Source organism: Pararhizobium sp. P1_E7, assembly GCF_056405855.1.
The window spans coordinates 251,199-277,636 of record NZ_JBFUBH010000001.1 but is presented as its reverse complement, the minus strand read 5'-3'; the positions used below and the strand labels follow the sequence as shown (position 1 = coordinate 277,636).

Genomic DNA, 26,438 nt, shown 5'->3' with positions numbered 1-26,438 from the left:
GTATCCCATGCCCATCCAGAAAGAGCACAAGGAATTCCATGCCGTCGATATGGATGGCGACGGCTGGCATTCCCCACCAGGCTATCCGGAGGATATTGAGCAGAAGATACTTGCCGGCAGTCTCGATGAGATCAACAAGACCGGCAACCGAACGCGGCTGCTTCGTTTCAGGCCGGGCGCCTACACCACGGAGCCGTTCGTGCACGACTATTGGGAGGAGGTCTATCTGATCTCAGGGGACCTCATCGTCGGCGAGGCGAGCCCTGCAGAACGCGCATCGAGCTTTGCGCCCAACACCTATGCCTGCCGGCCGCCTGGCATCTATCACGGTCCTTTCAAATCCGAGAAAGGGTGCCTGTTGTTTGAGCTGCACTACTACGACCAATCTGCATAGTGAATGATCTGTCTGAAACGTGCTCAAGTGCCTAATCAGCTTAGAGCGTTCCCGCGTTCCTCCGAATCGCGAAAACGCTCTATTTTTTGTTTTGCGCATTCCGGACGCAAAACCGCTATGCACTTTTGCCGGAGTTGCTCTAACCCGCCTCGCCTTTCGGCAGGACGTTCTGGTTCATGCGGAACAGATTGTGCGGATCGTATCGCCGTTTGATCTCGCCGAGCCGCTGATAGTTGCTGCCATAGGCCGCCGCAACGCGATCCCCCTCGTCTTCCGGCATGAAATTGATATAGGCCGTTCCGGCGGAATAGGGTTTTGCGGCCTCGAAGAGCCGGCGCGCCCAACCGATACAAGCCCCGTCCCCCGCCGGTTCGCGCCAGCGCGCGTGTACGTTCATGACGAAATGCGTGTTGCGTTGCGGGAAGGCAGTGGCGCCGGTTGCAACGCGGCCCGCAGCGCCGCCCAGATGGGCGATGAAAATCTCGCATTCGGGCCCTGGCAGCCTGCGGACGGCATCGAGCAGAATTCCGATCGTCGTATCGGAAAGCTCCATGAAATCATGGCTCTTCCAGTAGTTTCGCGCGCCGGGCGTCAGCAGCGGATCGAATGCCTGCTGCCAGCCGGCAAACGGACAGGGGCCGACGACGTCGGCGATCGGCTTGCCGATCGAGCGCAGCCGGGCGGTTGCCGTTTCAGCTGCGGCGGCATCACCGCAATAACACATGGCGAGAACCAGCACCTCCTTGCCGTGCCACGCCTCAGGCAGAAATGGCAGCGGTGGCGCAGCCCGCATCACCACCCAGCAGGTCAGTTCGTCAGGCGCAGTTTCGAGCGCTTGCCGGTATTGTTCGAGCACGGTTTGCGCATCCTCGAACGGATGCACGACGAGACCGGCTGTAACCTGCGGACCGAGATCGTGGAGCTTGAATTCGAATGCTGTGACGATACCGAAATTCCCGCCGCCACCCCTCAGCGCCCAGAAGAGATCGCTGTTTTCCGTCTCGCTGGCACGCACCAGATTGCCGTCTGCGGTGACAACATCTGCGCAGACGAGACTGTCGATCGTCAGACCGAACTTGCGCGTGATCCAGCCGAAACCGCCGCCCAGCGTCAATCCGGCGATGCCGGTCGTCGAGTTTATCCCGGTCGGTACTGCAAGTCCGAAGGATTGGGTTTCGCTGTCGACATCGGCCAGCGTCGCCCCGGGTTCGACCCAGGCACGCTTTGCCGCCGCATCGACACGCACGGACTTCATCGGCGACAGGTCGATCATGAGGCCGCCGTCACAGACCGCATTGCCAGCGATGTTGTGTCCGCCGCCGCGCACCGCGACAAGCAACCCCTTATCGCGGGCAAAGCGCACGGCTCGAACGACGTCGCCAGCACCGGCGCATCGCACGATCAGCGCCGGCTTGCGGTCGATCATGCTATTCCAGATGGCGCGCACTTCGTCATAGGACGCGTCGCCGGCATCCAGCACGCTGCCGCGCTGCTGCCCCGCGAAAGCCTCGATGGCCGCCGCGCTCACGGTCGTCTTTCCTGCTTGTAAATTCAAGAGGCTCATATCGTTCATGACGCACCCCTCCAAGGTGTACCATGCCCCAGCCCTCGTACTTTGCGCCTTTCTAATGAACGGCGCAAGACGGGGGCAGCTGGGCGCAATGAGCGGCCATTACTGGCGCAGTGGAGCCGCTGGCCCCCAACGTCAGGCCATGCTTGCGTCCCGAACGAACCCCTTGCTCGCCACCATGAGGTTCTTCGTATAGTCTTCCTGGAGGCGGCCCGCCACGAGATCGGCTGACGACAGCCGTTCGACGACCTTGCCGCCCTTCATCACCGCCAGCCGTTCGCACATATGGGTGACGACGCCGAGGTCATGGCTGACCATGATATAGGTGAGCTTGCGGTCGCGGCGCACCTGCTCCAGGAGGTTGAGGACTTCGGCCTGGACAGAGGCATCGAGCGCCGAGGTCGGCTCGTCGAGCAACATGATCTGCGGTTCGATGATCAGCGCGCGGGCAATCGCGATGCGCTGGCGCTGGCCGCCGGAGAGCTGGTGCGAATAGCGGAAGCGGAAGGAGGAACCGAGGCCGACCTCGTCGAGCGCCCGCAGGATGCGGCGTTCGGCATCGGCGATGCCGTGAATGGCCAGCGGTTCCTGCAGCAACCGGTCGACCGTCTGGCGGGGATGCAGCGAGCCATAGGGATCCTGGAAAACCATCTGCACCTGGCGATAGAACGCCTTGTCGCGATACTTGACATCCAGAGGCTTGCCGTCAAGCACGATCCGGCCTGACGTTACCGGCGAGAGACCGGCAACGGCGCGCAAAAGCGTCGATTTTCCGGATCCGGATTCGCCGACGAGGCCGAAGGATTCGCCCGGTTCGACATCGATGCTGACATTGTCGAGGGCCAGGAAATCGTCAAAGGAGACGGTCAGGTTTTCAGCCGAAACGATTGCAGTCATAGCGCCCACTCCGGCTGGCGGTCCAGCACCGGCAGCGGATGCCTATCGGTGCCGAGCGTCGGCATGCAATTGAGCAGGCCTTGGGTATAGGGATGTTTCGCATTGCCGAGATCGGAGGCCGCCAGTTCCTCGACGATCTTGCCGGCATACATGACGATGACGCGGTCGCAGAAGGACGAAACCAGACGCAGGTCATGGGAGATGAAGATCAGCCCCATGCCGCGCTCGGCAACTAGCTTGTCGAGAATGCCGAGCACCTCGAGTTGCACCGTCACATCGAGCGCCGAGGTCGGCTCGTCGGCGACCAGCAATTCGGGTCCGGCAATCAGCATCATGGCGATCATCGCCCGCTGGCCCATGCCGCCGGAAACTTCATGCGGATGAAGATCGAAGACGCGGCCGGCGTCGCGGATCTGCACAGCCTCCAGCATGGCAATGGCACGGTCGCGGGCCTCGCGCTTGCCGACATTTTCATGCGTGCGCAGCGTCTCGACGATCTGGCGGCCGATGCTCATCACCGGATTGAGCGAGTATTTCGGGTCCTGCAGGATCATGGCGATGCGGCTGCCGCGCAGGCTTCGCCTGACCTTGGCCGGAGCCGCCAAAAGATCGATGCCGTCGAAATTCAGCGTGTTCGCCGAAATCCTGGCATGCGCGGGCGTCAGCCCCATGATCGCCCTGCCCGTCTGGGATTTTCCCGAGCCGCTTTCACCGACGATGCCAAGGCGTTCGCGGCCAAGCGTGAAGGAAACCCCACGCACGGCTTCGATCACGCCCGTGCGGGTGGGAAACGAGACCCTGAGATTATCGACCGTCAGCATCGTGCTCATTGGCCGCTCTCCCGTGGATCAAGCGCGTCGCGCAGGCCGTCGCCCAGAAGGTTGAAACCGAGGCTGACGATGAGGATGGCGATGCCGGGCATGGTGGCGACCCACCACTGGTCAAGGATGAACCGGCGGCCGGATGCGATCATCGCGCCCCATTCCGGCAGCGGCGGCTGTGCGCCGAGGCCGAGAAATCCGAGGCCGGCTGCGGTGAGGATAATACCGGCCATATCGAGCGTGACGCGGACGATCAGCGACGACACGCACATCGGCATGACATGCCTGAGCACGATGCGGAAGGGCGACGCCCCCATCAGCCGCACAGCGGCGATATAGTCGGAGTTGCGCACGCTGAGCGTCTCGGCACGGGCGATGCGGGCGTAGGGCGGCCAGGACGTGATGGCGATGGCAAGGATGGCGTTTTCGATGCCCGGTCCCATGGCAGCCACGAAGGCAAGCGCCAGAACAAGCTTGGGGAAAGCGAGGAAGATATCGGTGATGCGCATCAGCACCGCATCGACCCAGCCGCCGGCATAGCCGGAGACGGCACCGACCAGAAGGCCGATCGGGGCGGCGATGATCGCGACGAGGACGATGACCAGCAATGTCAACCGCGATCCATGCAGCAGGCGCGAGAGAATGTCCCTGCCCTGATCGTCGGTGCCGAGCAGATAGCCCTCGCTTCCGGGTGGCAACAGCCGCGCACCGCCGAGATCACCGATCACGGGCGAATGCGGCGCGAGCACATCGGCAAAGATCGCGATGAGGATGAGCAGAAGGATGATGCAGAGACCGGCAACAGCAAGCCTGTTGGCCGAGAACCGCTGCCAGGTCATGTAGGCGCGGCCAAGACGGGCCTGCAGGCGCGATTGCGGCCTGTCGGACATCAGCCATTGGCGGCGGGTCATCGGACTGGTTTGGAGGCTGGACTGGCTCATCGCGCGCGCGTCCTTGGGTCAAGTGTCCGGTAGAGAAGATCGGACAGGATATTGATGGCGATGAAGACGGAACCGATAACGATGGTGCCGCCCAAAACCGCGTTCATGTCGGCATTCTGCAGCGAATTGGTGATGTAGAGCCCGAGGCCCGGCCAGGCAAAGACCGTCTCGGTCAGGACAGAGCCTTCGAGAAGCCCGGCATAGGACAGCGCAATCACCGTCACCAGCGGCACTGCGGCATTGCGCAGGGCGTGGCCCCAGATGATCCGGGTTTCCGACAGGCCCTTGGCGCGCGCCGCGACAATGTATTCCTGGCCGAGTTCATTGAGCATGAAGCTGCGGGTCATGCGGCTGATATAGGCAAGCGAGAAATAACCAAGCAGGCCTGCCGGTAGAATGATGTGGCGGAAGACATCGCGGAACACGTCCCACTGCCCCTGCCAGAGCGAATCCAGCAGATAGAGGCCGGTCACCGGCGTAAAACTGTATTCGTAGACAATATCGATGCGGCCCGGATAGGCGACCCATCTGAGCTTGGCGTAGAAGAACAAAAGCGACAGCAAAGCCAGCCAGAAGATCGGCACGGAATAGCCGACAAGCCCGACGACGCGAACGATCTGGTCGGCGATCGAGCCGCGCTTGACGGCTGCGAGCACACCGAGCGGAACGCCGAAAAGACTGCCGATGACGGTGCCCAGCGTCGCAAGTTCCAGAGTGGCGGGGAAGACGCGGCGGATATCGCTCATCACCGGATTGGTCGTCAGCACCGAAGTGCCGAAATTGCCCGTCAAGGCATCGCGGACATAGATAAGGAACTGCACATAGAGCGGCTTGTTGAAGCCCATCAGCTCACGGGTCCGCTCGACGACATGCGCCGGCGCCCGGTCGCCGAGAACGGCGAGCACCGGGTCGATCGGAATGACGCGGCCGATAAAGAAGGTCACGGCCAGAAGTCCGAGATAGGTCGTGACGATGATGACCAGGAAGCGCAGGATGCTCTTTGCCCAGCCGTTGGCACGGGCGCGTGAGCGCCCGGCCGTTGGTACTGTTTGGGGAATGCTCACCGGCTATCTCCGGCTCAATCCTTGGAAACCGTGAAGACGTAGTTGGTATCGAAGCTCGGACCGAGCTTGAAACCCTTCACGTTGGCACGGGTGCCTGCAACTTCCGTCTGCTGGAAGATGATCACGAACGGGCTCTTTTCAAGCACCTTCTTCTGCAGGTCCTTGTACATCTCAGCGCGCTTGGCTGCATCCTTTTCGAGAAGAGCAGCCTTGCTCTCTTCCGTCCATTCCTTCGGAACGTCCCAGGTGTTGCGCCAGGCGAGCGTCTTGTTCTTGCCTTCGTCGGAATTGTCCGGGTTGACGGTGAAGGTTTCGGCATTCGAGTTCGGATCGAAGTAATCCTGTCCCCACTGACCGATATAGATGTCGTGTGTGCGGGCGCGGTACTTGGTCAGCGTCTGCTTGCCGTCGCCGGGGATGATTTCCATCTTGATGTTGGCCTGGGCCAGCGTCTGCTGGATGGATTCGGCAATACCCGTGATCGGCTGGGTGTTGCGCACGTCCATGGTCACCGAGAAACCGTCGGCAAGACCGGCCTTGGCCAGAAGTTCCTTAGCCTTGGCGACATCGAGCTTGTAGGGATTTTCCGGCAGTTCGCCCAGAACGCCCTTCGGCAGGAAGCTCTGATGGATTTCGCCGATGCCCTTGATCAGGGTCGAGCCGATCGCATCGTAATCGACCAGATACTTGAAGGCTTCCGCCACTTCCGGCTTTGCCAGGTTGGCGTTCTTCTGGTTGAGGCTGAAGTAGTAGACCGTGCCCTTCGGTGCATTGGTGGTGGCAAGCTCGGCATTCTTCGACACCGCGTCGAAATCACCCGGCTCGAGATTGCGCGCCACGTCGATGTCGCCGGCTTCGAGCGCCAGGCGCTGGCCGGAGCTTTCCTTCATGTGGCGATAGATGACGCGGGCAAGCGGCGTCTTTTCACCGTAGTAATTGTCATTGCGCTCCATGACGACGACTTCGTTGGCACGCCACTCGCGCAACTTGAAGGCGCCCGAACCGGCATAGTTGGTCTTCAGCCATTCATTGCCGAAGTCGTTGTCGTACTTGTATTCGGCCGATGGCGTGACCGCGGCCACATGTTCGAGAACAAGCTTCTCATCGACAACGGCGCCGACGGTCGCCGTCAGGCAGTTGAGGACAAAGCTCGGCGCGTAGCCCTTGTCGACCGTAAAGGTGAAGGTATTGGCGTCCGTCGCCTTGGCCTTTTCCGCAACATTGTCGCCGGTCAGGCCGAACTGCGTGAGGATGAAGGCGGGGCTCTTGTCGAGCTTGACGACGCGTTCGATGGAGTAAGCGACATCCTCGGCCGTCACGGGATTGCCGGAGGCAAATTTCGCGTCGGGCTTCAGCTTGAACGTGTAGGTCAGGCCGTCATCCGAGACAGTCCAGCTTTCGGCGAGATCGCCGACGACCTTGGACGTGTCGTTGATATCGAGGCGAACGAGATAGCTATAGGTATTGGCCGTGACTTCGGCGGTCGACAATTCGAACGCTTCGCCCGGATCCATGGTGATGATGTCGTCGATCGCCCAGCCCTCGACCAATGTATCGGCCGGCGTTTCGGCGAAAGCGGGCGCACCCGCCATCAAGATCAGCGACATGGCAGCGCCAGCGGTCAACATTCGGACATGCCTGTTCAGTGAATGCATCATCGTTCCGTTCCCTCTTTTGAGCCCGCAATGGGCCTTTGTTTTCAGTTCAGACGGCTTCGTGCCAGGCCTGAGCCAAAACCCTCAGCCAGTTTTCCCGGCATATTTTCGCAAGTTCAGCGTCACCGTATCCGGCCTCCCGAAGGGCAGCGATCAGGCTCTGGTTACCGGCCGCATCGGTAATTCCTTCCGGAATGGTTGCACCATCGAAATCGGATCCAAGCGCCACGCAATCGATGCCCATGCGCTCGACCATATAATCGACATGCCGGACCATATCGGAGATCGGCGTATTGGCGTTTTCCAGCCCGTCCGGCCGCAGCATCGTGGTCGCATAGTTCAGCCCGGCCAGACCCTTGCTGTCGCGGATCGCATCCAATTGGCGATCGGTCAGGTTGCGGGCAACCGCAGTCAGGGAATGCGCATTGGAGTGGCTGGCGATCAGCGGCTGGTCGGTGGTTTTCGCCACGTCCCAGAACCCCTTTTCGGTAATGTGGGCGAGATCGATCAGAATTCCGAGACGGTTGCATTCGCGTACCAGATCGAAGCCGGCATCGGTCAGGCCAGGCCCGGTATCCGGGCCCACCGGAAAGGCAAACGGCACGCCATGGCCAAAGATGTTGTTGCGGCTCCAGACCGGGCCAAGCGAACGCAATCCGGCAGCGTGGAATGTTTCAAGCGCGGTAAGATCGGCACCGATCGCCTCGCAGCCTTCCATGTGCAGAACCGCGGCAAAGATGCCCTTTTCCATCGCCGCGCGGATATCGGCGGTCGAACGGCAAAGCTTCCAGGCGCCGGCGCGATCGAGCTGAAGGGCGATGGCGGTGAACTCCAGCGCAATATCGAGAGACGGCTGCCGCTCCAGCGGCTCGGACAGCTGCGTCGCATAGTGGCCATTCTCGTCAGGCGTCTTCAGTATGAGATGGCCGGAGGGGATGTAGATCGCCGACAGTCCGCCGGCGAGGCCGCCCTTCCTGGCGCGGGGGCCGTCAATATGACCTTCCGTTGTTCCCTCGGAAAACTCAACAACCGGGTCAGCGCCATTTTTGGCATTGCTCCACAGTCTCAGCAACACATCGTTGTGGCCGTCGAAAACCGCCTGCATTCAAAAAAATCCCGTCCTGCCTAATGCGTCTATCGGCATCAGCCAATTTTTGTCCGATTGGTCAAGAACGCGATGCTATTCAAACATATAACAAATAACAATGCGGCTTCTGCAAATTTCAACAAGCGAAAAAACAATGATGGTATAACGGCTTACCCGCTCGTCTGAAGCAAGCTCCGGGCCTGCACAACCGGAAGAGCGTGGATGCCTGTTTCTTTGAAAAATGCAGGAAACCAAAAAATCAAATGTCCTCCTGCTGGAAAATCTGGCATTGCAGGATGGGGAAACGAAGGAGGGCTGCCATGGGCAAGAAACCGCGCCAAAGGCTTGCAATGCAGGCTTTCATGACGGCTGCTGATCGATGAGCGAACCAGTTCGACGCCCTCGCTTTCACCTCCTCGGCATCATCGTAAGGGTGATTTCGACGCTTGCCATTCTCGGCTTTGCAATCTGGGGGGCGATGGCCCTGTCCTATCAGGCGCCCGGCCCGGCCCCGGTCAGGATGCTCATCGCAGCGCTATGGGCCATCCTCTCGCTTGTGGCGCTCTATGCCTATGTCCGCTGGCATTCGCGCCTTGCCGCGCTGATCTACCCGATGATGATCGCCGCCCTGTTGTTCTGGTGGAACGCCATACCGGCGAGCAACAGCCGCGACTGGGCAGACGAGGTCGCCCATATCGTCGCAGGCGTCGTCAACGGCCCTGAAGTCACCCTTGCCAATGTCCGCAATTTCGACTGGCGGACATCGACGGACTACACGGTACGCTGGGAGAACCGCACCTACGATCTCGACAAGCTCGCCTCGGCCGATCTGCTGCTCTCCTATTGGTCAAGCCCGGCGATTGCCCATACGCTCGTCTCCTTCGGTTTCGACGACGGCCAGTTCGTCACCTTCTCGGTGGAGATTCGCAAGGAGCGGCACGAGGGCTTTTCAGAGATCGGCGGGTTCTTCAAAGAATTCGAGATGAGCGTCATTGCCGCCGACGAACGCGATATCGTCAGAGTGCGCACCAATATCCGCAAGGAGGACGTCTATCTCTATCGCCTCACCATGCCAAAGCCGAGGATGCGCTCGCTGTTCCTGTCCTATGTCGATACGGCCAATGGCCTCAACGAGACACCGCAATATTACAATACGATCACGGCCAATTGCACGACGATGGTCTTTGCCATGATCAATCATATCGTCGCCGGCGCCCTGCCGCTGGATTACCGGCTGATCTTTTCAGGTTACCTGCCCTCCTACATCATCGACGTGAATGGCTTCACGCCCGGCTTTACGCTGGAGCAACTGCAAAGCGGCGGAGCGATCAGCGCGCGGGCGCAGGCAGCAGGCAATGCGCCCGATTTCTCCCGCCGGATTCGCGAGGGCGTGCCGGGCATAGCCCCTTTGCCGCAGCCATGATGCGTCTTAAACTGGAACCGCAGACAACAGGGATATCCGCATGAACCTCAAGGAGTTCGCAAACCGGCTCGAACTGTCGCAGACGACGGTCAGCCGCGCCTTGAGTGGCTATCCTGAGGTCAAGCAGGCGACCCGCGAACGGGTGCTGAAGGCTGCGCTCGAATATGGCTACCGGCCGAACACCAGCGCGCTCGGGCTTGCCACCGGCCGTGTCGGCGCCATCGGCATCGTGCTCAAGGGCGGCGGCGAGTTCGGCCCGCACACCAGCGAATTCATGGGTGGACTTGGCGGACGGCTGCAGCAGGAAGAGATCGACATCCTCGTCTCGACCGTCGATTCGCAGGAAGCCGAACTTGCCACCTATCGGCGGCTGGCCGCCAGCAAGCGCGTCGATGCGGTCATCCTGCATTCGCCCTTTCTTGACGATCCGCGCATCGCACTGCTCAATTCGCTACGCCTGCCCTTCATCGTCCACGGCCGCACCAATTCGGACGGCAATTTCGGCTGGCTGGACATCGACAATTTCGGCGCCGTTCGCCAGTCGACCAGCCATTTGCTCGATCTCGGTCATCGCCGTATCGCGCTGCTTAACGGCTATCGCGGCCGGATTTTTGCCGAGCACCGCCAGGACGGCTACCAGACAGCCCTCAGCGAACGCGGCGTCGCCATCGATCCGGCCCTATGCGGTCATGGCGAATTCACCGACGAGATGGGCTTCCGGCTGATGCAGGGGTTTCTGAAGCTTGACTACCGGCCGACGGCCGTGGTCGCCGGATCGATGATGTCGGCGCTCGGCGCCATGCGGGCGATCCGCATTGCCGGCTTGACCGTCGGCGGGGACATCTCGCTGATCGCCCATGACGACGTTTTTCCCTATATCAGCCCGGACCATCTGGTACCGACACTCTCGACGACGCGGTCATCGATCCGCGCGGCGGGCGCGCGGATCGGGGAAATGGTGCTGGAAATGCTGCAGGGAACACCGGCCGAAAACCTGCGCGAGGTCTGGCCGGTGGAACTGGTCATCCGCAACTCGACGGCGGCCGTGAGACTTGGTATTAAACCGTAAGTTCGCGGCGCTCCTTCTCGGTGACCATGGCCAGATCGAGAACCTTCTGCAGATCGGCGGCATGGCGGAAACCCGGCTCGGCCGTCTTGCCGGAACGGACTGCGTCGATGAAGCGCTGGTAGTTGGTCAACACGGTACCCGCATCGATATCCTTCCAGACGCCCTTTTCGATGTCGTCCCCAAGGCACGCCCTCAGCGTCGAACCGTCGGGCGTATGGATCACCTCGATCGCGCCCTTGTCGCCATGCATGCGCAGGCGCAGTTCGTTGAGGTGGCCGACGGCCCAGCGGCTGGCATGAATGACACCCATGGCACCATTGTCGAATTCGGCGGTCATGGTGAAACTGTCGTTTGCATCAAGATCATACTCGCCGATCCTGTTGCCGGGCGCCTTGTCGAAGGTCTTCAACCGCGCGAAAATATGTTCCACATCGGTGGCCGCGCCATAACCGGCGAAATCGAGAATATGAATGCCGACATCGCCAAGCACGCCATTCGAGCCATGCTTGGTGGATAGCCGCCAGAGCCATTGCGATTCCGTCGCCCAGTCGCCCCAGGCCTTGGAGACCAGCCAGCTCTGCAGATAGGACGCCTCGATATGGCGAACCTTGCCGATCTCGCCGGCCAGAACCATCTGCCGCGCCTTCTGCACTTCGGCGACATTGCGGTAAGTGAGGTTGACCATCGTCACCAGACCGGATTTTTCCGCAGCCGTCGCCATCTCGTCGGCCTTGGCATAATCCTCGGCCAACGGTTTTTCGCACAGCACATGCTTGCCGGCCGCCAGAAGCTTCAGTGTCGTCGGATAGTGGATCTTGTCCGGCGTCACATTGGTGACGGCATCGAATTCGCCCCAGGCAATCGCCTCATCGAGCGAGGTGAACGTTTTGGCGATCTCGTGGCGCAAAGCAAACGCCTGCACCCGAACCTGATCGACATCGACAGCCGCCACGAGTTCGACACCATCGATAGTGGCAAAATTCATAGCATGGGAATTGGCCATGCCGCCCGTGCCGAGAACGAGAAGACGGATGGGCTTCATCACTTGTACCCCTCTTCGCCGGCCTGATGCAGCTTCGGCCCGCGTTCGACAATCGGCTCCAGCGCCTTTTCGACCGGAACGTTCGGCGCATCATGGATGGCGCTGTAGGTGCCCTGGCGGTTGTAGGCCCACTTGACCGAGTTGCGCAGAACCTTGTGGACATTGGTGTCGTGATAGGTCGGATAGGTTTCGTGGCCGGGGCGGAAATAGAAGATGTTGCCGGCACCGCGGCGCCACGTCAGGCCCGAGCGGAACACCTCGCCGCCGGCAAACCAGGAGATGAACACGGTTTCGAGCGGCTCCGGCACGGAAAACTGCTCGCCGTACATTTCCTCGTTTTCGAGCACGAAGTTCTCGTCCAGCCCTTCTGCGATCGGATGGCGCGGATTGATCACCCACAGCCGCTCGCGCTCGCCCGCCTCGCGCCATTTCAGCGCGCAGGGCGTGCCCATCAGCCGCTTGAACGGTTTGGAGAAGTGGCCGGAATGCAGGACGATCAGGCCCATGCCTTCCCAAACCCGCTTGGCGACACGCTCGACGATCTCGTCGGAAACGGCGCCATGATCCTTGTGGCCCCACCAGAGCAAGACATCGGTCTTTGCCAGCCGCTCGACGCTCAAGCCATGTTCAGGCTCCTGCAATGTCGCCGTCGTCGCTTCGATGCCGGTATCGGTGTTCAGCGCCGCGGCGATCGTGTTGTGCATGCCGTTCGGATAGATGCTTCTGACCACCTCATTGGTCTGCTCATGGATATTTTCGCCCCAGACAACTGCCTTGATGGTCATGACCAATCCTTCTTTCGACGCTTCTTAGATCAGCATTCGATAAAATTGAAACCGCTTTCAATTTCAAGCGATAGAATCCGCCCGGCGCTTTTGCAAGCGAAAATCGGCGACCTCGTGCCAAGTCTCGATCTGAAATTTCCTGCATGCAGACACAAAGGCAACAGCCGCTTGCGATGCGGCACCCTCCGCATCGCAGGCCGGCTCTTCCCAATCGGCCTGAACCAGCTTCGACGAGACGGAAGTACCGTCTCGCATGACAATGGAACGTTTCCGGCCGGCACGCGTTGATTCACTCACCCATCAGCACTGGCCACGCGCCACACCCAGGGAGGTTATCATGAGAGTTAGCAACTGCATGACCAAGGACGTTCAGATTGCCAATCCGGAGCAGACTTTGCGCGATGCCGCGCTTTCAATGGGCCGTATCGATGCCGGCTCACTGCCGGTGGGCGAGAATGACCGGCTCGTCGGCATGATCACCGACCGCGACATCGCCATCCGTGGCGTTGCCGAGGGCAAAGGACCCGACGCGAAGATCCGCGATGTGATGAGCACCGACGTCAGATACTGCTTCGACGACGACGATATTGACGATGTGCTTCACACCATGGGAGCCCTTCAAGTACGGCGCCTACCGGTGCTTAATCATGACAAGCGGCTCGTCGGCATTATCTCGCTCGGCGATATCGCCACGAATGGGCCGGCGCCCGAAACGGGCGAGGCACTGAGCGGCATCTCACAGCCCGGCGGCGAGCATTCGCAGACGGCTCACTGACGGCTACCGGCCGGTGGAGTTTCGTATCGAATAGAGGAACCCACCGGTATTGCGCTCACAAACCGCGTGGCTCGCGCCAGACTGTCTTTAAGCGTGGGCCACGTGGCGACGTCGCTAGTGAAACGTGGACTTGGAAAAGACGTTGAGCACGACAACTCCGGCAATGATCAATCCAAGCCCGAGAACCGCAGCAAGATCAAGCTTCTGTCCGAAGACGAAATAGCCGGCGAGCGAAATCAGCACGATGCCGAGGCCACTCCAGATCGCATAGGCGATCCCGACAGGAATGACCCGCAGCGTATAGGACAAGAAGTAGAAGGCAATCGCATAGCAGACCACCATGATCAGCGTCGGCACCAGCCGGGTGAAATGCTGGGCGGCCTGCATGGCCGACGTGCCGAGCACTTCGAAAACGATTGCCGCAACAAGCACGGCATAGAGCATGGCGGGATTCATCTGAAGCTCCGATGGCCGGTCATTGAAGAGAAAGTGCAAGCATCTGGGCCCGCATGGCCTGACGCGCGGGTTGGTCGATGTCATGGCTTTTAAGGATATCCGCCAGCCACAGGCCATCGGCGGCAAAGCGCGCCAGCAGGCATCCGGGCGAGGAATCGGTGCCGACGAATTCATCCGCATGGTCCGTCACCCATAACCGCCAGCGCTCACGCAACTGCGGCTCGGAGAGAAGCGCAATGGTCAGGACCTGCCAGCCTTGCGCGTCGGCTTCGTCCGTCATTGCGAACACGCAGGACAAATAGGCGCGGGTGAAGCGGCCATGGGCAACAGGATCGTTGCGCATCTCCAGCTCGATCGTCCGGTCGAGCTTCTCCGTCAGATCGTCGAAGAGCCCGTTCAGAAGCGCCATCTTGTTGGGAAAATGATGCAGCAGCCCGCCTTTGCTGACGCCTGCTGCCTGCGACACGGCGTCCAGCGTTACGCCGGCAGCACCCTGCTCGAGCGACAGGCGCGCAGCGACCTCAAGCAATTGCTGGCGGACCAATTCAGGTTGTTTGCGGCGGTGATGAGCGATTGACATGGAGCTATAAGATACCGTCTGGACGGTTTGTCAAGATAATTCGAACTTTCTGCCACCGGCGCGATCAATCGACGCAACCCGCGTGGCCCGATGAAAAACGGTTGGAATGGCCCGCCGCGGCACGCTAGAAGTGACGGCAATCAGGAAAGCGATGATGACGGACGGCCAGACGGAAACACTCTACAACGCGATCGGCGGCGATAGCGCCGTGCGGGCGCTCACCCGCCGTTTCTACGAATTGATGGATACGCTGCCCGAAGCCGCCCGCTGCCGGGCGCTGCATCCGGCCGATCTGTCCGGCAGTGAAGAGAAATTCTACGAATATCTGACCGGCTGGCTCGGCGGACCGCCGCTCTATACCGACAAGCGCGGCCATCCACGCCTCAGAAGCCGTCATTTCGGCGCGGCTATCGGAGCCCAGGAACGCGACGAGTGGCTGCTTTGCTTTAGCAAAGCACTGGAAGAGACCGTGTCGCATCCGCAATTGCGCTCGATCATTCTGGAGCCGGTGACACGGCTTGCCCATCACATGCAGAACAAGGACGAATAGACATGCAGAGCGGGCAGTTTCGGCCGGTTACCCTTTTCATTGCCGGGTTGATGGGCCTGTTCGGCATCATCAGCGCCGCCGCCGCGTCGCACGGAGCCGATCCGCGCCTGCTGGGCGGCGCTTCGGCAATGTGCCTGGCGCATGCCCCTGCCCTCATCGCCCTTTATGCCGCCTGGCCAACGATGCGCACGGCAGCGATCGCGGCACTGCTCATGTCAGCCGGAACGGCCCTGTTCGCCGCCGACCTGACGGCGCGACATTTCCTCGGCCATGGCCTCTTCCCAATGTCGGCGCCAACCGGAGGCGTGATCATGATGGCCGGCTGGCTGTCGGTCGCCGCCGGCGCATTCTTCATCCGAAAGGAAATTTAAGCCGGCCGCTCAGCCTCGCGGAATGCGTCCGAAGCGCAGCAGATTACCGTGCGGATCATGGATGTAAAACTCTTCCATGTTCCAGGGCCTCACAGACATTTCGCTCATTCGCTCGACGTTTTTCTCCGTGAACTCGCGATGGAGATCGCCGATGCCACCACCGCGCAGATAGACGGACGTTTTCTCGCACAGGCTGCGATCATCCGTGAGCCAGAAATGCAGTTCCATGTCTTCGCGGCGCAGGATGAGATAATCTTGCTCTTGATAGACCGTGACGTCGAAGCCCAGTTTGTCGCGGTAGAACGCCACGGTCTCGCCAATATTCAGCGACGGTAGGACAGGCAGGACTTCGACGCGATTTTCGCCTGACAAATCGGACATCAGGCGCCCTCGACGCCGACAAATCCTTCGAATTTCGGCGGACCGAGATACATCGCCCGGTTATCCGCCGCACTCTTGTGCGCCGCGCGGAAATTCTCCGATTTCGTCCAGGCGGAAAAGGCGTCGCGGCTTTCCCAGATCGAACTGGAAACGAACAGCGTAAAGCCCTCGTCGGCAACCGTATCGCCGCGCAGAAGTCGGAATTCTTTGAAACCGGGAACTTCGGAGAGGCTGGAATCGCGGCTCTTCCAAACATCTTCGAACGCCGCTTCGTGCCCAATCGCGATCCTGAACCTGTTCATGGCGAAATACATGACGATATCCTCAAACCCGATTTTTGGTTGGCGCGGCACTGGCGGCACCGGAAGGGAACGGCAGAATATTGTCTCTCTGCTCAGGAGCAAGCCCCAATGCAGCGCGGGCCGGCGGACGCACCTGCCAGGCAGGAAATTCCGTGACGTTTTGATTGTCCTCGATCATGCGCGCACGGCGTGACAGAAGTTCGTACAGTTCAGGAACCAGCCCGTCGCCGAATTGCGAGGCCAGCTTATGCAGTCCGATCATCATGAACTGATCGGGACGCTCGTTGCTCATTCTTCTCATCTCCACAGGAAACAGGCGCCGGAAACCGCGCCCGGACACCGATGCGAGCAGCAGATCAACTGGCGTTGCTGCGGCTCGCCTTCAGATCCAGGAAAGCGCGCTCCAGGCTCGACTTGCTGCCGTTGCGCAAGGGCACGAAGGCCTTGCCCCACTTCTTGCAGCCGGTCTTTACCCGCAGGCACGCATCATGGCTGATACAGTCGATCGGGCAGAAAACGCAGTCGACCGAGGGCAGGATATTGTCGATGCGGGAAACCGCCTCGCGCAGCCCGCCGTCATGATGGATCAGTTCGGCACCATGCGAGCTGGCGATCTGGCGCAGATGCGCCACCTGGCAATCGCGTCCGCCGACATAGAGGAAGCTGCGGCCCTCAAGCCGGGTTTCCTGCGTTTTGGCGGAACCCGGCATATTGCGCGTTTCTGCCTCCCGGCTCTGCTTCTGCTTCGGCTTGAGCTGATGCCGTTTGTCACCCATGTCAGTCTCCGCGTGTTTTCGGAATCGGCCGTTCGGCTGATCGTGCGGGAACCCTATTTAACTTGATAAAAAGAGTAAAGTATAAACATGAGTTTTTTTCTCATATTATCTCTGGATGTTTCGCCGCAGCGCTGAAGAATCCGCACAAGCCCCTGCTTTCCGGATAAGACGGGCTTGCACGACATCAGCGACCGAACTGGAGTGGGATGACAAAGGGCCAGCTGCTGCGATTGGCAGCCTGCGGAATTTTGGGGAAAGGCTCCGCCTTCTGCACAGCGCTCACCGCGGCGTCATCGAGAACCGGCGATCCCGATCCCTTGACGATCCGGACACCGGAGACACCGCCACTAGCAGATATGATGAAGCTCACCGTCACCGTTCCGCTCAGCCCCGCACGATCCGCCGATTTGGGGTAGCGGAAATGCCTCTGCACCTTCGAGCGGACCTTGCCCTTGTAATTGCTCTCCGCCGCATTTCCGAAGGCCTGGGCGATCTTGCCCTTCTTGCCGGTACTTGCGCTGGCGACGGCACCTTCGACACCATCGGCCTGACCTTTCGTCACGGTTTCGACCTGCTTGCCGGCATCGCCGGCCTTCTTGCGGACGGGCTTCTTCTTCGGTTTTTCCTTGTCCGGCTCCGCCTTCGTCTCCGGCTTCTTTTCAGATTCCGGTTTTATCTCCGGCTTTTCCTCCGGAACGACGGTTTCAACCGGCGCAACGGTTGCCGTGATCTCCGGCTGTTCGGTGGTAACCGGCGGCATTTCCTCCGCTGGAAGAATGACATCGGCCTCGGTCGGGACGATGTCGGCCGGCGTCTCGGCGGTCATTTCTGATTGAACGGGCGGTATCTCCGCCACTTCCATCGGCTCCGGCGCTATCTCCTGCGGCTCCTCCTCCGGCGCGATCGCTTCTGCGGGATCGCCCGCCAGCACGGTCTCTTCGAACGCGTTGCCAAGAACGGCGATTTCCATGGCTTCGCCGCCCGCAACCTGTTCCTGCTCGACCGGCTTTTCGTCCGGCTCAAACAGTTGCGCCGCCCCCGCATGCGCAAGCAGCGAGAGGACGATCGCCCCGGTCCATTTGATCGTATTGTTCATCACAGATACCGATGCGAAATCCGCATCAGCCCTTCAACTCGACAGCCGACCTGGAGCCGGTCTTCAGCGCCTTCATGCAGGCATCCTTGGCAACACCGTCGCCGCTGCAAACCGGAGCGTCATTGATCAAAAGGCTCTTGACCGCCTCGCACTTGGTTCCCGGCAGATCGAACTGCCGAACCTTCGTCTTGCCCGCCGGCAGATCGCGGAAGTCGAGAACAGCCATCCGCTCGACCAGGCCTTTTCCGTCGAAAAGCACGAATTCGAAGGAGACCTTTGACAGCGTTTGCGGCAGTTCGTTTGCCGCGACAAATGTCAACTTGCAGCCTTTTTCGGATGGGGTGAGATCGTTGATCTCGATCGACAAATCGCCGGACGTCCCGGCATCCTGCGCCAATGCCGCCGCGCCCGAACAGAAGGCCGCCAACAAAACCAGAGGCAGCAGACGAGCAAATTTCATCATGGTCTATCCATTCTCTGAAGAGTGGCAGGGCGGAGAAATCAGCGCCTGGAGACCCCGCCCACAAGCAGCGCATTTCGGCCCGGCATTTAAACTTGACTACAAAAATCTAGTATTGCGTCCATAATAAAAGATGAGTAGTTAAGTCAAGATACTAATCGCAGTGACCCGGCTGGGGAGAGGGAGAAATCCCCTGTTTTTCGGCCGCCACGATCAGGACCGGAAACCTGTGACACCGAACGAACCAGATGCGATGCCGGCCGCTTTGCCGGCAGGCCAGACGCAGCGCATCTTTGAAAGCCGTGAGCTTTTTCGCGGCGGAAACGAAATCCTGATTACCCATGAAGGCGCGATCTACCGCATGAAGATCACCCGTCAGGGCAAACTTATTCTGAACAAATAGGCCAGACACATGACACAAACATCCCGCCCGACCCCGTCCGAAATCCGCGCCTACCGGGTTGCCAACCCGAAGATGCGCGAGCGCGACATCGCCGCTCAGCTTGGCATTTCGGAAGCAGCACTCGTTGCCGCCGAATGCGGCCTGACCAGCATTCGGATCGATGGCAGCGCCAACCGTTTTCTGGAACGGGCCGCGGAACTTGGAGAAGTGATGGCGCTGACCCGCAATGACAGCGCGGTTCACGAGAAGATCGGTGTCTTCGAAAACATCACCCCCGGCAAACATGCCTCGATCGTGCTCGGCGAGAATATTGATCTGCGTATCTTCCCGGGCACCTGGGCACATGGCTTTGCCGTGACCAAGACCGATGGCGACGACGTGCGCCGCAGCCTGCAGTTCTTCGACAAGCAGGGGACCGCCGTTCACAAGGTGCACCTGCGCCCGGCCTCCAATCTTGACGCCTATCACAGCATCGTCGAAGCGTTCCGTCTCGACGATCAGTCGCAGGAATTCGTCCCCGAGATAAAGGTTGAGAGCATTGCCGATGGCGAAACAGCCTCGGTCGACGTCGCCACACTGCGCGACGAGTGGAGCAAGATGACCGATACGCACCAGTTCCATGGACTGCTGCGCAAATTGAAGCTCGGCCGGCGCCAGGCATTGCAGTCGGTCGGCGAGGATTTCGCCTGGAAACTGCAGCCAGAAGCCGTCGAAGACATGCTGCGCGAATCGGCCAAGATCGAGGTGCCGATCATGTGTTTCGTTGGCAACCACGGCATCATCCAGATCCATTCCGGGCCGGTTGCCAATATCCAGACGATGGGTCCCTGGCTCAACATCATGGACCCGACATTGCATCTGCACTTGCGCAGCGATCACCTTGCCGAAATCTGGGCGGTTCGCAAGCCGACCGCCGACGGCCACGTGACCTCGCTCGAAGCACTCGACGCCAGGGGCGAAATGGTCACCCAGTTCTTCGGCAAACGCAAGGAAGGTTTTGCAGAGCGGGAGGAATGGCGCGCCATCATGGAAAGCCTCGCCCGGCTCGATATCATTGAAGCTGCCTGAAGGAACCGGTGATGAACGCTCCCTATGATTTTACCCGGCTGCGGTCCTGGGAACTGGCCCTGGCGATCTTCGCGGTGTCTGCCCCCTTCGTGCTGCCGGCGACGCTGCCGGGCGACGCGTCCTTCGTTCGTGCGGTTGCCGCACAGGAGATGCAGAAGGCCGACACCTCCCGGCTCGTTTCCGTTGGCGGCGCCATCACCGAGATCATCTATGCGCTCGGCGAAGAAGGAAAGCTCGTCGGCCGCGACTCGACCAGCCTTTATCCGGAAGCGGCAACCAAGCTTCCCGATGTCGGCTACATGCGGCAATTGTCGCCGGAAGGTGTGATCGCCATCAATCCGAGCGCCATCATCGCCGTCGACGGCAGCGGCCCGCCCGAAACGCTCGCGGTTCTGAAAGACGCCAACATCCCCTTCCAGACCGTTGCGGAAACCTACGATCGCGACGGCATTCTGTCGAAGATCCGCGCTGTCGGCGATTTCCTCGGCGTGCCTGAAAAGGCATCCGTCCTTTCCGAAAAGGTCAAGGCCGACCTCGACGCAGCCGTCACGGATGCCGCCAAGCGCCCGGGAAGCGAACGCAAGCGTGTGATCTTTATCCTCAGCACGCAGGGCGGCAAGATCATGGCGTCCGGCACCGGCACGGCCGCCGACGGCATCATCGCGCTCTCCGGCGCCATCAACGCCACCGGCACATTCGAAGGCTACAAGCCACTGACCGACGAGGCGATCATCGAGGCCAAACCCGATGTCGTCTTGATGATGACCCGAAGCGGTGGCCATGCCGCCAGCGATGATGAACTCTTTGCCCACCCTGCCCTCAGCCTGACCCCGGCAGCAAGGACCAGGACGGTTGTCCGCATGGACGGCCTGCATATGCTTGGCTTCGGGCCGCGCACAGCCAGCACGGTGCGCGAACTCAACGCCGCCATCTACGGAAAAAAGCCGAATGCATCGCAGTGAAATGGTCGCGGGTGACGGCCGGTCCCAGTCTTTTGCGGCACGCTTGAAATCCGAATGGCATATGGGCGACCGTTCGCGGCTCGCTCAATTGCTGATCCTCGTGCTCATCGTGGCCGCCGCCGCAATGTTTGCGGCCTCGATCATGACCGGTGCTGCCGATGCTTCGCTTAGCAACGTTCTGCGTTGGCTCCTGGGCATGGAAGGCGCCGAGCAGGCCTTGAGCGTCCGCGACCGGATCATCATCCTCGATATCCGGCTGCCGCGCGCCGTGCTCGGCATGCTGGTGGGTGCCTCGCTAGCCGTCTCGGGCGCCGTGATGCAAGGCCTGTTCCGCAATCCGCTGGCCGACCCCGGACTGGTCGGCGTTTCCTCCGGCGCCAGCCTTGGCGCTGTCCTGCTGATCGTGCTTGGCAGTACCTTTTTCGGCCCGCTTTTTGCGATCTTCGGCTTCTACGCGCTGCCGGTCGCGGCGTTCTGCGGCGGCCTCATCACGACCTTGCTGCTCTACAAGATTGCCACCCGAAGCGGCCAGACCTCGGTCGCCACCATGCTGCTTGCCGGCATTGCGCTCGGCGCCCTGACCGGGGCCGTCACCGGCGTGCTGATTTTCATGGCCGACGACAAGCAATTGCGCGACCTGACCTTCTGGGGCCTCGGCTCGCTGGCCGGCGCCAACTGGATGAAGATCCTGTCGGCCGGGCCGATCATCCTCGTCTCGCTCGCGGTCGTTCCTTTCCTTGCTCGCGGCCTCAACGCCCTGACGCTCGGAGAAGCCTCGGCCTTCCACATGGGCATTCCGGTTCAACGGCTCAAGAACATCGCCATCGTCAGCGTCGCGGCCTCGACCGGCGCTTCGGTCGCCGTCAGTGGCGGCATCGGCTTTGTCGGTATCGTCGTTCCGCATGTGCTGCGGATGCTGATAGGCCCCGACCACCGGTACCTTTTGCCCGCATCCGCGCTGCTCGGCGGCACATTGCTGATCTTTGCCGATATGATCGCCCGTACCATCGTTCCGCCGGCGGAATTGCCGATCGGCATCATCACCGCTTTCGCCGGCGCGCCGTTCTTCCTTTGGATCCTGCTGCGCGGGCGCTCCCATATGGGGCTTTAGACCATGATCAAGGCCAGTCATCTTTCCGTCCGGCTTTCCGGCAAGCCGGTGCTGCACGGCGTCAACATCGAGGCTGCGGCCGGACAGTTGACCGCAATCGTCGGCCCCAACGGTTCCGGCAAGACCACCAGCCTCAAGGCCATTGCCGGTGAACTGCCCTATGCCGGTACCGTCGCTATCAACGGCCACGACATCAAGACATTGAAGCCTTGGGAACTGGCGCTGAAGCGCGCCGTGCTGCCGCAATCCACCGTCATCTCCTTTCCCTTCACCGTGCGCGAAATCGTCCGCATGGGTCTCTCCGTCGGGGCAAAGGCAGACGCTGAAGAAACGGACCGCATTGCCCGCGACGCATTGGAGGCCGTAGACCTGTCCGGGTTTGCCGGACGCTTCTACCAGGAGCTTTCCGGTGGCGAGCAGCAGCGTGTCCAGCTCGCCCGTGCGCTATGCCAGATCTGGGAGCCGGTCCGGTATGGCGAGCCCGCCTTCCTCCTGCTCGACGAGCCGGTGTCGAGCCTCGACATCCGCCATCAGCTGACGATCATGCGGCTCGCCCGCAACTTCTGCGAACGCGGCGGCGGTGTCATCGCCATCATGCATGACCTCAACCTGACCGCGATGTTTGCCGACCGGATGATCATGATGAAGGCCGGGCGTGTCCATGCGACAGGACAGCCGAACGAGGTGATGACCAATGCCGTGATGGAAGCGGTGTTTGGCTGCGCCATGCGGGTCAACGCAACCCCCGGGGGCAACATCCCGTTCGTCCTGCCGCACACGGCGGCGTAGCGCCCTTCAGGGCCAATTGGAACCAAACCCCTTGCTACGCGTTGAGGTGGTGAACTGCTGACACGGTGATGATGTCACCTGCCGGTACTATCGCACTCTGGGGCGGGCATTGGCCCCGCTCCCGCCGCATGAAGGAGTTATCTCCATGGCCACAAGTCTCTTTTCCGGTTCCAGCGCCAGGAAGCGCAATGGCAGCCTGCTCGATGCACCGATCGAAGATCAGATCAGCGAACTCCGCGACGAGATCGCATCGCTGGCCAAGCTCCTGACGCAGCGCGGCACAGAAGCATCGAAGGAGGCGCGGTCAAGGGCATCCGAAGCTTCCAGGGATGTTCGGGCAAAGGCTCATGACGCACGCGATCAGGTCGAGGCAGGCCTGCAAGACCTTCTGGAAAATGGCGAGGCGTTGCTTGCCGAACTGCGCAGCCGCTATTCATCGACAGAAAAACAGGTCCGCCAGACCGTCCGCCAGCACCCGTTTGCCACGTTGGGCGCCGCTGCAGCACTTGGCCTGCTCGTCGCTGCGCTGATCCGCCGATAAACACAGTGACCCCAACAGGGCGGCCGATAAACGGCGGCCGCCTGTTTCCCTTTCGAAGGCTGGCGAAGCAACACGGTTGTCAGCCGGCCTTTGTGTCATCCGCCTCTGCCTTCTGGAGAAAAAAATGGGTCCTTTGGCCGCAATGCTTTCGGCTCTCGTAATGACCGATGTCGGCGTCACAGTAGCGCGCTACAGGCGCAACGGTGCAATGTGGGCGGTTGCAGCGCTGTTCCTCCTGACGGCCTACATCTTCGCACTGGTGGCAGGCGCCATCTATCTGAGTGCGCTGTACACGCCCTTGAAAGCCACCATCATCCTAGCCGCGATTTCCGCCGTCATCGGACTTATCATTATCGGCATCATGTTTGCATTGAATGCACACGATCGGCGCATCGCAGCTCAAAAACGCCGCCGCTCGCAGGCGCAGACCACCTTTGCCATTGCCACGGCGTTGACGCTTTTTCGCAAGCAGCCGCTTCTGGCCGCCGGCCTCGCGGTCGGCCTTGGCACCGTCCTCGGACTGATGCGAAAGACAGGCGACAGCGATCGGTCCTGACGCAGAGGCGGAGAACGTTTTCAGAGCGGCAGGCGGACAATCGCTGTCAGGCCTGCCGGCAGATATTCGACTTTCACCGAACTGCCCATCACCTTGTCAAGGCTCCGCTCGATCAGGATGGAGCCGAAACCACGCCGCGCCGGCTGTTCGACCGGCGGACCGTCGACCTCTGTCCATGTCATATGCAGGACACGGCGACCATCTTCATCGACACTGCGGGCGGTCAACACCACCCTGCCGCGAGAGACCGACAGCGATCCGTATTTCGCGGCGTTGGTTGCCAGTTCATGCAGAACCAGCCCCAGTCCGACGGCCTGATCGGGTCCGAGGAGGATCTCGTCCTTGTGAACCTCGATCTGCTTTTGATAGTCCCGCACATGCGGTGCAAGCTGTTTGGCCAGCAACGCGGACAGGCGGATTTCGCCCCATTCATGGTCCGACAGAAGTCCGTGCGCTTCGGAAATCGCCTGCAGCCGGCCGGCGAATGCGGTCATGAATTCCTGCGGGTCGCTTGTCTGCCGCAGCGTCTGACGAGCCAGCGACTGCAGCATGGCCAGCGTGTTCTTGACCCGGTGATTAAGTTCGCGCAACAAAAGCCGGGTTCGCTGGCTTGCTTCCTGCTCTTCGGTCACATCGATATTGATCCCGAGAAAAACGGTCGGTTTGCCCTTGGCATCACGCTCGTGCACACGGCCCCGGCCGAGCAGCCAGCGCCCCGTCGATCCAACCCGGAACGTTCCGTCATACTCCTGATCGCGCGTCATCGCAGAACGCAGCTTCGAAAGCGTCGCCACGCGGTCGTCCGGGTGGATGGCGCCAAAGATATCCCGGGCCTGGACACTCTTGGTGGGCTGCATGCCGAACATGCGCAGCATTGACCCATTGCACGAAACATTGCCCGAGCGGATATCCCACATCCAGCTGCCGACATTGGCCGCATCCAGCGCCATTGCATGCCGCTGTTCCTCGCGGGAGAGCGCGGCTTCTTTCAGGGCGCGTTGACGCGCCTCGTGCTTCAACGAGAAGAGAGAGGAGGCGACGCGTGACAGCCTTTGCAGCTGCGCAATGAGCTGCGGAGGCGGGTCCTGGCGTGGCTCGACATCGAAAACACAGATCGTGCCCACCGGCTGACCTTCGATGACCAGCGGGACGCCGGCGTAAAACCGCAAGAAAGGCGCGCCCACAACACGCGGCTGATCAGAAAAACGGGCGTCTGTTGTGGCATCGGCGACCACCAGCGCGCCGTCCAAAGCTCCGGCGATTGTATGCACACAAAAGGAACCTGCAGCCGGCGCCTGTGTCTCGCTAACTCCGCTGGCCGCCTTGAACCATTGATTTTCTGCATCGACAAGGCTCACCAACGCAAAGGGTGCAGCGAAGAGAGCGGCGGCAATGTCGGCAAGATCGCGGAAATCGGCGTCCGGTTCAGCCATATCCGGGACGACCGCATGCAGGACGTCAAGCCTTTGGGCCGACATCCGAACGGCCGTCACAGCGGCCTGCAGATCGCGAGTCTCTTTGGTCATGAACTCCATACCCAGCCCCGGCAGCATCAATACCTCAACCCCGCCTTAGCGCAACAGCTCACCGGACACAATTTATGCACGATAAAATACTACATACAATCATAAGGTGTGACGCACCGCAGAACGAGCCTCGCCAAACCCAGTTGCAAGGTTTGGAGGCCGCAGACAAGAGGGATGTCAGGAAATGAACGCCCGCGACGTCATCGGCGCGGACGTGGCATCCGGGCCATATTCGTTTTCGCCGGTCACCTGTAGAATATCCTGCAATCGCTGGCGCGCCCGATTGACCCGGCTCTTGATCGTGCCGAGCGCGCAACCGCAGATTTCCGCTGCCTCTTCATAGGAAAAGCCGGACGCACCGACAAGAATGATGGCTTCGCGCTGATCCGGCGGCAGCATTTCCAGCGCCCGCTTGAAATCCTGGAGATCCAGAGAGCCGTACTGCGGCGGGTGCTGGGCAAGCGACTCGGTAAAATAGCCGTCGCTATCCTGAACCTCGCGGCCGCGCTTACGCATCTGGCTGTAGAGTTCGTTGCGAAGGATGGTGAACAGCCATGCCTTCATGTTGGTGCCCATCTCGAAGTGGTCCTGCTTGGCCCACGCCTTCATGATGGTATCCTGCACCAGATCGTCGGCGCGGTCATGCCGGCCGATCAGCGACATGGCAAAGGCGCGCAGGCTGGGAAGGGCCGCCAGCATTTCACGCTTGAAACTGGGTTCCTCCGACGTCATGTCGCCACTCATTCTGCCACATCCGCCTTTGACCGGCGCTCGACCGCATCGAGCTTTTCAAGCAGGTCAAGGAACCGGTCCGGAATGGCTTCTTCCTGTATAGAAAGATAGAGAGCGCGAAGCTTCGTTGCAATCTGCGCGTTTGGATTATCGGTACGCGCTGGCCTCACGGTCTCGCGCCCTGCCCCAAGTTTGTCGGTCATCAATACCAATTACCTTCAATGTTCATCTGGCAGCATAATGCGCGGTAAAAAA

The 26,438-nt window shown here is 60.7% G+C and carries 33 protein-coding genes; 13 read left to right on the top strand and 20 right to left on the bottom strand.

Features of this window, described 5'->3' with window-relative positions; all coding sequences use genetic code 11:
• Positions 1-7: 7 nt before the first annotated feature.
• Positions 8-394, top strand: coding sequence for a cupin domain-containing protein (locus AC1D17_RS01275; RefSeq protein WP_477563615.1), 387 nt, complete (start codon positions 8-10; stop codon positions 392-394).
• A 139-nt stretch (positions 395-533) separates the two neighbouring features.
• Here AC1D17_RS01275 and AC1D17_RS01270 read toward each other — a convergent pair whose 3' ends face one another.
• The 7 genes from AC1D17_RS01270 to AC1D17_RS01240 all read right to left on the bottom strand — a co-directional run bounded on the left by AC1D17_RS01270 (position 534) and on the right by AC1D17_RS01240 (position 8,447).
• Positions 534-1,967 carry an FAD-binding oxidoreductase gene (locus AC1D17_RS01270; protein ID WP_477563614.1) on the bottom strand — a complete coding sequence of 478 codons (1,434 nt, stop codon included), beginning with the start codon at positions 1,965-1,967 and terminating at the stop codon, positions 534-536.
• A 132-nt stretch (positions 1,968-2,099) separates the two neighbouring features.
• Entirely contained in the window at positions 2,100-2,861 is a 762-nt protein-coding gene (locus AC1D17_RS01265; RefSeq protein WP_477563613.1) for an ABC transporter ATP-binding protein, read from the bottom strand.
• On the bottom strand, positions 2,858-3,691 hold the full coding sequence (locus tag AC1D17_RS01260) for an ABC transporter ATP-binding protein (protein WP_477563612.1): 834 nt from the start codon (positions 3,689-3,691) through the stop codon (positions 2,858-2,860). Before AC1D17_RS01260 ends, AC1D17_RS01265 begins: the two co-directional genes overlap by 4 nt.
• Complete coding sequence (locus tag AC1D17_RS01255; protein WP_264223426.1) at positions 3,688-4,623, bottom strand: ABC transporter permease; 936 nt, start codon at positions 4,621-4,623, stop codon at positions 3,688-3,690. Before AC1D17_RS01255 ends, AC1D17_RS01260 begins: the two co-directional genes overlap by 4 nt.
• Positions 4,620-5,687, bottom strand: coding sequence for an ABC transporter permease (locus AC1D17_RS01250; protein ID WP_477563611.1), 1,068 nt, complete (start codon positions 5,685-5,687; stop codon positions 4,620-4,622). Before AC1D17_RS01250 ends, AC1D17_RS01255 begins: the two co-directional genes overlap by 4 nt.
• Positions 5,688-5,701: 14 nt before the next feature.
• Positions 5,702-7,345, bottom strand: a complete 1,644-nt coding sequence (locus tag AC1D17_RS01245) for an ABC transporter substrate-binding protein (RefSeq protein WP_477563610.1) — start codon at positions 7,343-7,345, stop codon at positions 5,702-5,704.
• 46 nt (positions 7,346-7,391) lie between these two features.
• The gene (locus AC1D17_RS01240; protein WP_477563609.1) at positions 7,392-8,447 is read right to left on the bottom strand and encodes a dipeptidase; all 1,056 of its coding nucleotides are present in this window, start codon (positions 8,445-8,447) and stop codon (positions 7,392-7,394) included.
• Between the two features lie 361 nt (positions 8,448-8,808).
• Here AC1D17_RS01240 and AC1D17_RS01235 point away from each other — a divergent pair, with 361 nt between their 5' ends.
• Positions 8,809-9,852 (top strand): Lnb N-terminal periplasmic domain-containing protein, encoded by a 1,044-nt coding sequence (locus tag AC1D17_RS01235; protein ID WP_477563608.1) that lies wholly within the window; start codon positions 8,809-8,811, stop codon positions 9,850-9,852.
• Positions 9,853-9,892: 40 nt separating this feature from the next.
• Entirely contained in the window at positions 9,893-10,921 is a 1,029-nt protein-coding gene (locus AC1D17_RS01230; protein ID WP_477563607.1) for a substrate-binding domain-containing protein, read from the top strand.
• Here AC1D17_RS01230 and AC1D17_RS01225 read toward each other — a convergent pair.
• Entirely contained in the window at positions 10,911-11,954 is a 1,044-nt protein-coding gene (locus AC1D17_RS01225; protein WP_477563850.1) for a Gfo/Idh/MocA family protein, read from the bottom strand. The genes AC1D17_RS01230 and AC1D17_RS01225 overlap by 11 nt on opposite strands.
• 8 nt (positions 11,955-11,962) lie before the next feature.
• On the bottom strand, positions 11,963-12,748 hold the full coding sequence (locus tag AC1D17_RS01220; RefSeq protein WP_477563606.1) for a ThuA domain-containing protein: 786 nt from the start codon (positions 12,746-12,748) through the stop codon (positions 11,963-11,965).
• A 337-nt stretch (positions 12,749-13,085) separates the two neighbouring features.
• Between AC1D17_RS01220 and AC1D17_RS01215 the strand changes: the two genes are divergently transcribed.
• Positions 13,086-13,523 carry a CBS domain-containing protein gene (locus AC1D17_RS01215; RefSeq protein WP_477563605.1) on the top strand — a complete coding sequence of 146 codons (438 nt, stop codon included), beginning with the start codon at positions 13,086-13,088 and terminating at the stop codon, positions 13,521-13,523.
• Between the two features lie 114 nt (positions 13,524-13,637).
• Here the strand turns inward: AC1D17_RS01215 and AC1D17_RS01210 are convergent, their stop codons facing one another.
• The gene (locus AC1D17_RS01210) at positions 13,638-13,979 is read right to left on the bottom strand and encodes a DMT family transporter (RefSeq protein WP_264222512.1); all 342 of its coding nucleotides are present in this window, start codon (positions 13,977-13,979) and stop codon (positions 13,638-13,640) included.
• Positions 13,980-13,998: 19 nt separating this feature from the next.
• Entirely contained in the window at positions 13,999-14,559 is a 561-nt protein-coding gene (locus AC1D17_RS01205) for a TetR/AcrR family transcriptional regulator (protein ID WP_477563604.1), read from the bottom strand.
• Positions 14,560-14,713: 154 nt separating this feature from the next.
• On the opposite strand from AC1D17_RS01205, the gene AC1D17_RS01200 reads away from it, so the two are divergent.
• Entirely contained in the window at positions 14,714-15,109 is a 396-nt protein-coding gene (locus AC1D17_RS01200; protein ID WP_477563603.1) for a group II truncated hemoglobin, read from the top strand.
• 2 nt (positions 15,110-15,111) lie between these two features.
• A complete protein-coding gene (locus AC1D17_RS01195) occupies positions 15,112-15,480 on the top strand; it encodes a DUF423 domain-containing protein (RefSeq protein WP_477563602.1) in 369 nt (122 codons plus the stop codon).
• Positions 15,481-15,489: 9 nt separating this feature from the next.
• On the opposite strand, the gene AC1D17_RS01190 is transcribed toward AC1D17_RS01195, so the two are convergent.
• From AC1D17_RS01190 to AC1D17_RS01165, 6 genes are all read right to left on the bottom strand, one after another.
• A complete protein-coding gene (locus AC1D17_RS01190; RefSeq protein ID WP_477563601.1) occupies positions 15,490-15,852 on the bottom strand; it encodes a bleomycin resistance protein in 363 nt (120 codons plus the stop codon).
• Between the two features lie 8 nt (positions 15,853-15,860).
• Positions 15,861-16,175 (bottom strand): heme-degrading protein HmuQ, encoded by a 315-nt coding sequence (gene hmuQ / locus AC1D17_RS01185; RefSeq protein ID WP_477563600.1) that lies wholly within the window; start codon positions 16,173-16,175, stop codon positions 15,861-15,863.
• Positions 16,176-16,185: 10 nt separating this feature from the next.
• A complete protein-coding gene (locus AC1D17_RS01180) occupies positions 16,186-16,455 on the bottom strand; it encodes a hypothetical protein (protein ID WP_477563599.1) in 270 nt (89 codons plus the stop codon).
• A gap of 64 nt (positions 16,456-16,519) precedes the next feature.
• Positions 16,520-16,873 (bottom strand): DUF2325 domain-containing protein, encoded by a 354-nt coding sequence (locus AC1D17_RS01175; protein WP_477563849.1) that lies wholly within the window; start codon positions 16,871-16,873, stop codon positions 16,520-16,522.
• Positions 16,874-17,123: 250 nt separating this feature from the next.
• A complete protein-coding gene (locus AC1D17_RS01170; protein ID WP_477563598.1) occupies positions 17,124-18,035 on the bottom strand; it encodes an energy transducer TonB family protein in 912 nt (303 codons plus the stop codon).
• A gap of 25 nt (positions 18,036-18,060) precedes the next feature.
• Entirely contained in the window at positions 18,061-18,495 is a 435-nt protein-coding gene (locus AC1D17_RS01165) for a hypothetical protein (protein ID WP_477563848.1), read from the bottom strand.
• 253 nt (positions 18,496-18,748) lie between these two features.
• Here AC1D17_RS01165 and hemP point away from each other — a divergent pair, with 253 nt between their 5' ends.
• The 7 genes from hemP (at position 18,749) to AC1D17_RS01130 (ending at position 23,925) form a co-directional block, all read left to right on the top strand.
• Positions 18,749-18,898 carry a hemin uptake protein HemP gene (gene hemP / locus AC1D17_RS01160; protein ID WP_477563847.1) on the top strand — a complete coding sequence of 50 codons (150 nt, stop codon included), beginning with the start codon at positions 18,749-18,751 and terminating at the stop codon, positions 18,896-18,898.
• 9 nt (positions 18,899-18,907) lie between these two features.
• On the top strand, positions 18,908-19,966 hold the full coding sequence (locus AC1D17_RS01155; RefSeq protein WP_477563597.1) for a hemin-degrading factor: 1,059 nt from the start codon (positions 18,908-18,910) through the stop codon (positions 19,964-19,966).
• Between the two features lie 11 nt (positions 19,967-19,977).
• The gene (locus AC1D17_RS01150; RefSeq protein ID WP_477563596.1) at positions 19,978-20,928 is read left to right on the top strand and encodes a heme/hemin ABC transporter substrate-binding protein; all 951 of its coding nucleotides are present in this window, start codon (positions 19,978-19,980) and stop codon (positions 20,926-20,928) included.
• Positions 20,915-22,039, top strand: coding sequence for a FecCD family ABC transporter permease (locus AC1D17_RS01145; RefSeq protein ID WP_477563595.1), 1,125 nt, complete (start codon positions 20,915-20,917; stop codon positions 22,037-22,039). Before AC1D17_RS01150 ends, AC1D17_RS01145 begins: the two co-directional genes overlap by 14 nt.
• Before the next feature lie 3 nt (positions 22,040-22,042).
• Complete coding sequence (locus AC1D17_RS01140) at positions 22,043-22,828, top strand: heme ABC transporter ATP-binding protein (protein WP_477563594.1); 786 nt, start codon at positions 22,043-22,045, stop codon at positions 22,826-22,828.
• A gap of 145 nt (positions 22,829-22,973) precedes the next feature.
• Entirely contained in the window at positions 22,974-23,369 is a 396-nt protein-coding gene (locus AC1D17_RS01135) for a glycine zipper domain-containing protein (protein WP_477563593.1), read from the top strand.
• Between the two features lie 124 nt (positions 23,370-23,493).
• A complete protein-coding gene (locus AC1D17_RS01130; protein ID WP_477563592.1) occupies positions 23,494-23,925 on the top strand; it encodes a hypothetical protein in 432 nt (143 codons plus the stop codon).
• Between the two features lie 20 nt (positions 23,926-23,945).
• On the opposite strand, the gene AC1D17_RS01125 is transcribed toward AC1D17_RS01130, so the two are convergent.
• The 3 genes from AC1D17_RS01125 to AC1D17_RS01115 all read right to left on the bottom strand — a co-directional run bounded on the left by AC1D17_RS01125 (position 23,946) and on the right by AC1D17_RS01115 (position 26,386).
• The gene (locus AC1D17_RS01125; RefSeq protein WP_477563591.1) at positions 23,946-25,451 is read right to left on the bottom strand and encodes a sensor histidine kinase; all 1,506 of its coding nucleotides are present in this window, start codon (positions 25,449-25,451) and stop codon (positions 23,946-23,948) included.
• Between the two features lie 177 nt (positions 25,452-25,628).
• Positions 25,629-26,183: an RNA polymerase sigma factor gene (locus tag AC1D17_RS01120; RefSeq protein WP_477563846.1), complete on the bottom strand. Its 555-nt coding sequence runs from the start codon at positions 26,181-26,183 to the stop codon at positions 25,629-25,631.
• Positions 26,184-26,191: 8 nt separating this feature from the next.
• Entirely contained in the window at positions 26,192-26,386 is a 195-nt protein-coding gene (locus AC1D17_RS01115; RefSeq protein WP_477563590.1) for a NepR family anti-sigma factor, read from the bottom strand.
• Positions 26,387-26,438: the final 52 nt, after the last annotated feature.

Excerpts from the sequence above, each read along its gene's own strand:
- hemP (WP_477563847.1), top strand. The coding sequence starts at position 18,749 with ATGCCGGCCGCTTTGCCGGCAGGCCAGACGCAGCGCATCTTTGAAAGC.
- AC1D17_RS01240 (WP_477563609.1), bottom strand. The coding sequence starts at position 8,447 with ATGCAGGCGGTTTTCGACGGCCACAACGATGTGTTGCTGAGACTGTGG.
- AC1D17_RS01235 (WP_477563608.1), top strand. The coding sequence starts at position 8,809 with ATGAGCGAACCAGTTCGACGCCCTCGCTTTCACCTCCTCGGCATCATC.
- AC1D17_RS01270 (WP_477563614.1), bottom strand. The coding sequence starts at position 1,967 with ATGAACGATATGAGCCTCTTGAATTTACAAGCAGGAAAGACGACCGTG.
- AC1D17_RS01215 (WP_477563605.1), top strand. The coding sequence starts at position 13,086 with ATGAGAGTTAGCAACTGCATGACCAAGGACGTTCAGATTGCCAATCCG.
- AC1D17_RS01155 (WP_477563597.1), top strand. The coding sequence starts at position 18,908 with ATGACACAAACATCCCGCCCGACCCCGTCCGAAATCCGCGCCTACCGG.
- AC1D17_RS01210 (WP_264222512.1), bottom strand. The coding sequence starts at position 13,979 with ATGAATCCCGCCATGCTCTATGCCGTGCTTGTTGCGGCAATCGTTTTC.
- AC1D17_RS01220 (WP_477563606.1), bottom strand. The coding sequence starts at position 12,748 with ATGACCATCAAGGCAGTTGTCTGGGGCGAAAATATCCATGAGCAGACC.
- AC1D17_RS01260 (WP_477563612.1), bottom strand. The coding sequence starts at position 3,691 with ATGAGCACGATGCTGACGGTCGATAATCTCAGGGTCTCGTTTCCCACC.
- AC1D17_RS01230 (WP_477563607.1), top strand. The coding sequence starts at position 9,893 with ATGAACCTCAAGGAGTTCGCAAACCGGCTCGAACTGTCGCAGACGACG.
- AC1D17_RS01115 (WP_477563590.1), bottom strand. The coding sequence starts at position 26,386 with ATGACCGACAAACTTGGGGCAGGGCGCGAGACCGTGAGGCCAGCGCGT.
- AC1D17_RS01245 (WP_477563610.1), bottom strand. The coding sequence starts at position 7,345 with ATGATGCATTCACTGAACAGGCATGTCCGAATGTTGACCGCTGGCGCT.
- AC1D17_RS01180 (WP_477563599.1), bottom strand. The coding sequence starts at position 16,455 with ATGAGCAACGAGCGTCCCGATCAGTTCATGATGATCGGACTGCATAAG.
- AC1D17_RS01145 (WP_477563595.1), top strand. The coding sequence starts at position 20,915 with ATGCATCGCAGTGAAATGGTCGCGGGTGACGGCCGGTCCCAGTCTTTT.
- AC1D17_RS01135 (WP_477563593.1), top strand. The coding sequence starts at position 22,974 with ATGGCCACAAGTCTCTTTTCCGGTTCCAGCGCCAGGAAGCGCAATGGC.
- hmuQ (WP_477563600.1), bottom strand. The coding sequence starts at position 16,175 with ATGTATTTCGCCATGAACAGGTTCAGGATCGCGATTGGGCACGAAGCG.
- AC1D17_RS01150 (WP_477563596.1), top strand. The coding sequence starts at position 19,978 with ATGAACGCTCCCTATGATTTTACCCGGCTGCGGTCCTGGGAACTGGCC.
- AC1D17_RS01175 (WP_477563849.1), bottom strand. The coding sequence starts at position 16,873 with ATGCCGGGTTCCGCCAAAACGCAGGAAACCCGGCTTGAGGGCCGCAGC.
- AC1D17_RS01165 (WP_477563848.1), bottom strand. The coding sequence starts at position 18,495 with ATGAAATTTGCTCGTCTGCTGCCTCTGGTTTTGTTGGCGGCCTTCTGT.
- AC1D17_RS01200 (WP_477563603.1), top strand. The coding sequence starts at position 14,714 with ATGACGGACGGCCAGACGGAAACACTCTACAACGCGATCGGCGGCGAT.
- AC1D17_RS01130 (WP_477563592.1), top strand. The coding sequence starts at position 23,494 with ATGGGTCCTTTGGCCGCAATGCTTTCGGCTCTCGTAATGACCGATGTC.
- AC1D17_RS01265 (WP_477563613.1), bottom strand. The coding sequence starts at position 2,861 with ATGACTGCAATCGTTTCGGCTGAAAACCTGACCGTCTCCTTTGACGAT.
- AC1D17_RS01140 (WP_477563594.1), top strand. The coding sequence starts at position 22,043 with ATGATCAAGGCCAGTCATCTTTCCGTCCGGCTTTCCGGCAAGCCGGTG.
- AC1D17_RS01195 (WP_477563602.1), top strand. The coding sequence starts at position 15,112 with ATGCAGAGCGGGCAGTTTCGGCCGGTTACCCTTTTCATTGCCGGGTTG.
- AC1D17_RS01125 (WP_477563591.1), bottom strand. The coding sequence starts at position 25,451 with ATGACCAAAGAGACTCGCGATCTGCAGGCCGCTGTGACGGCCGTTCGG.
- AC1D17_RS01170 (WP_477563598.1), bottom strand. The coding sequence starts at position 18,035 with ATGAACAATACGATCAAATGGACCGGGGCGATCGTCCTCTCGCTGCTT.
- AC1D17_RS01255 (WP_264223426.1), bottom strand. The coding sequence starts at position 4,623 with ATGAGCCAGTCCAGCCTCCAAACCAGTCCGATGACCCGCCGCCAATGG.
- AC1D17_RS01275 (WP_477563615.1), top strand. The coding sequence starts at position 8 with ATGCCCATCCAGAAAGAGCACAAGGAATTCCATGCCGTCGATATGGAT.
- AC1D17_RS01205 (WP_477563604.1), bottom strand. The coding sequence starts at position 14,559 with ATGTCAATCGCTCATCACCGCCGCAAACAACCTGAATTGGTCCGCCAG.
- AC1D17_RS01120 (WP_477563846.1), bottom strand. The coding sequence starts at position 26,183 with ATGACGTCGGAGGAACCCAGTTTCAAGCGTGAAATGCTGGCGGCCCTT.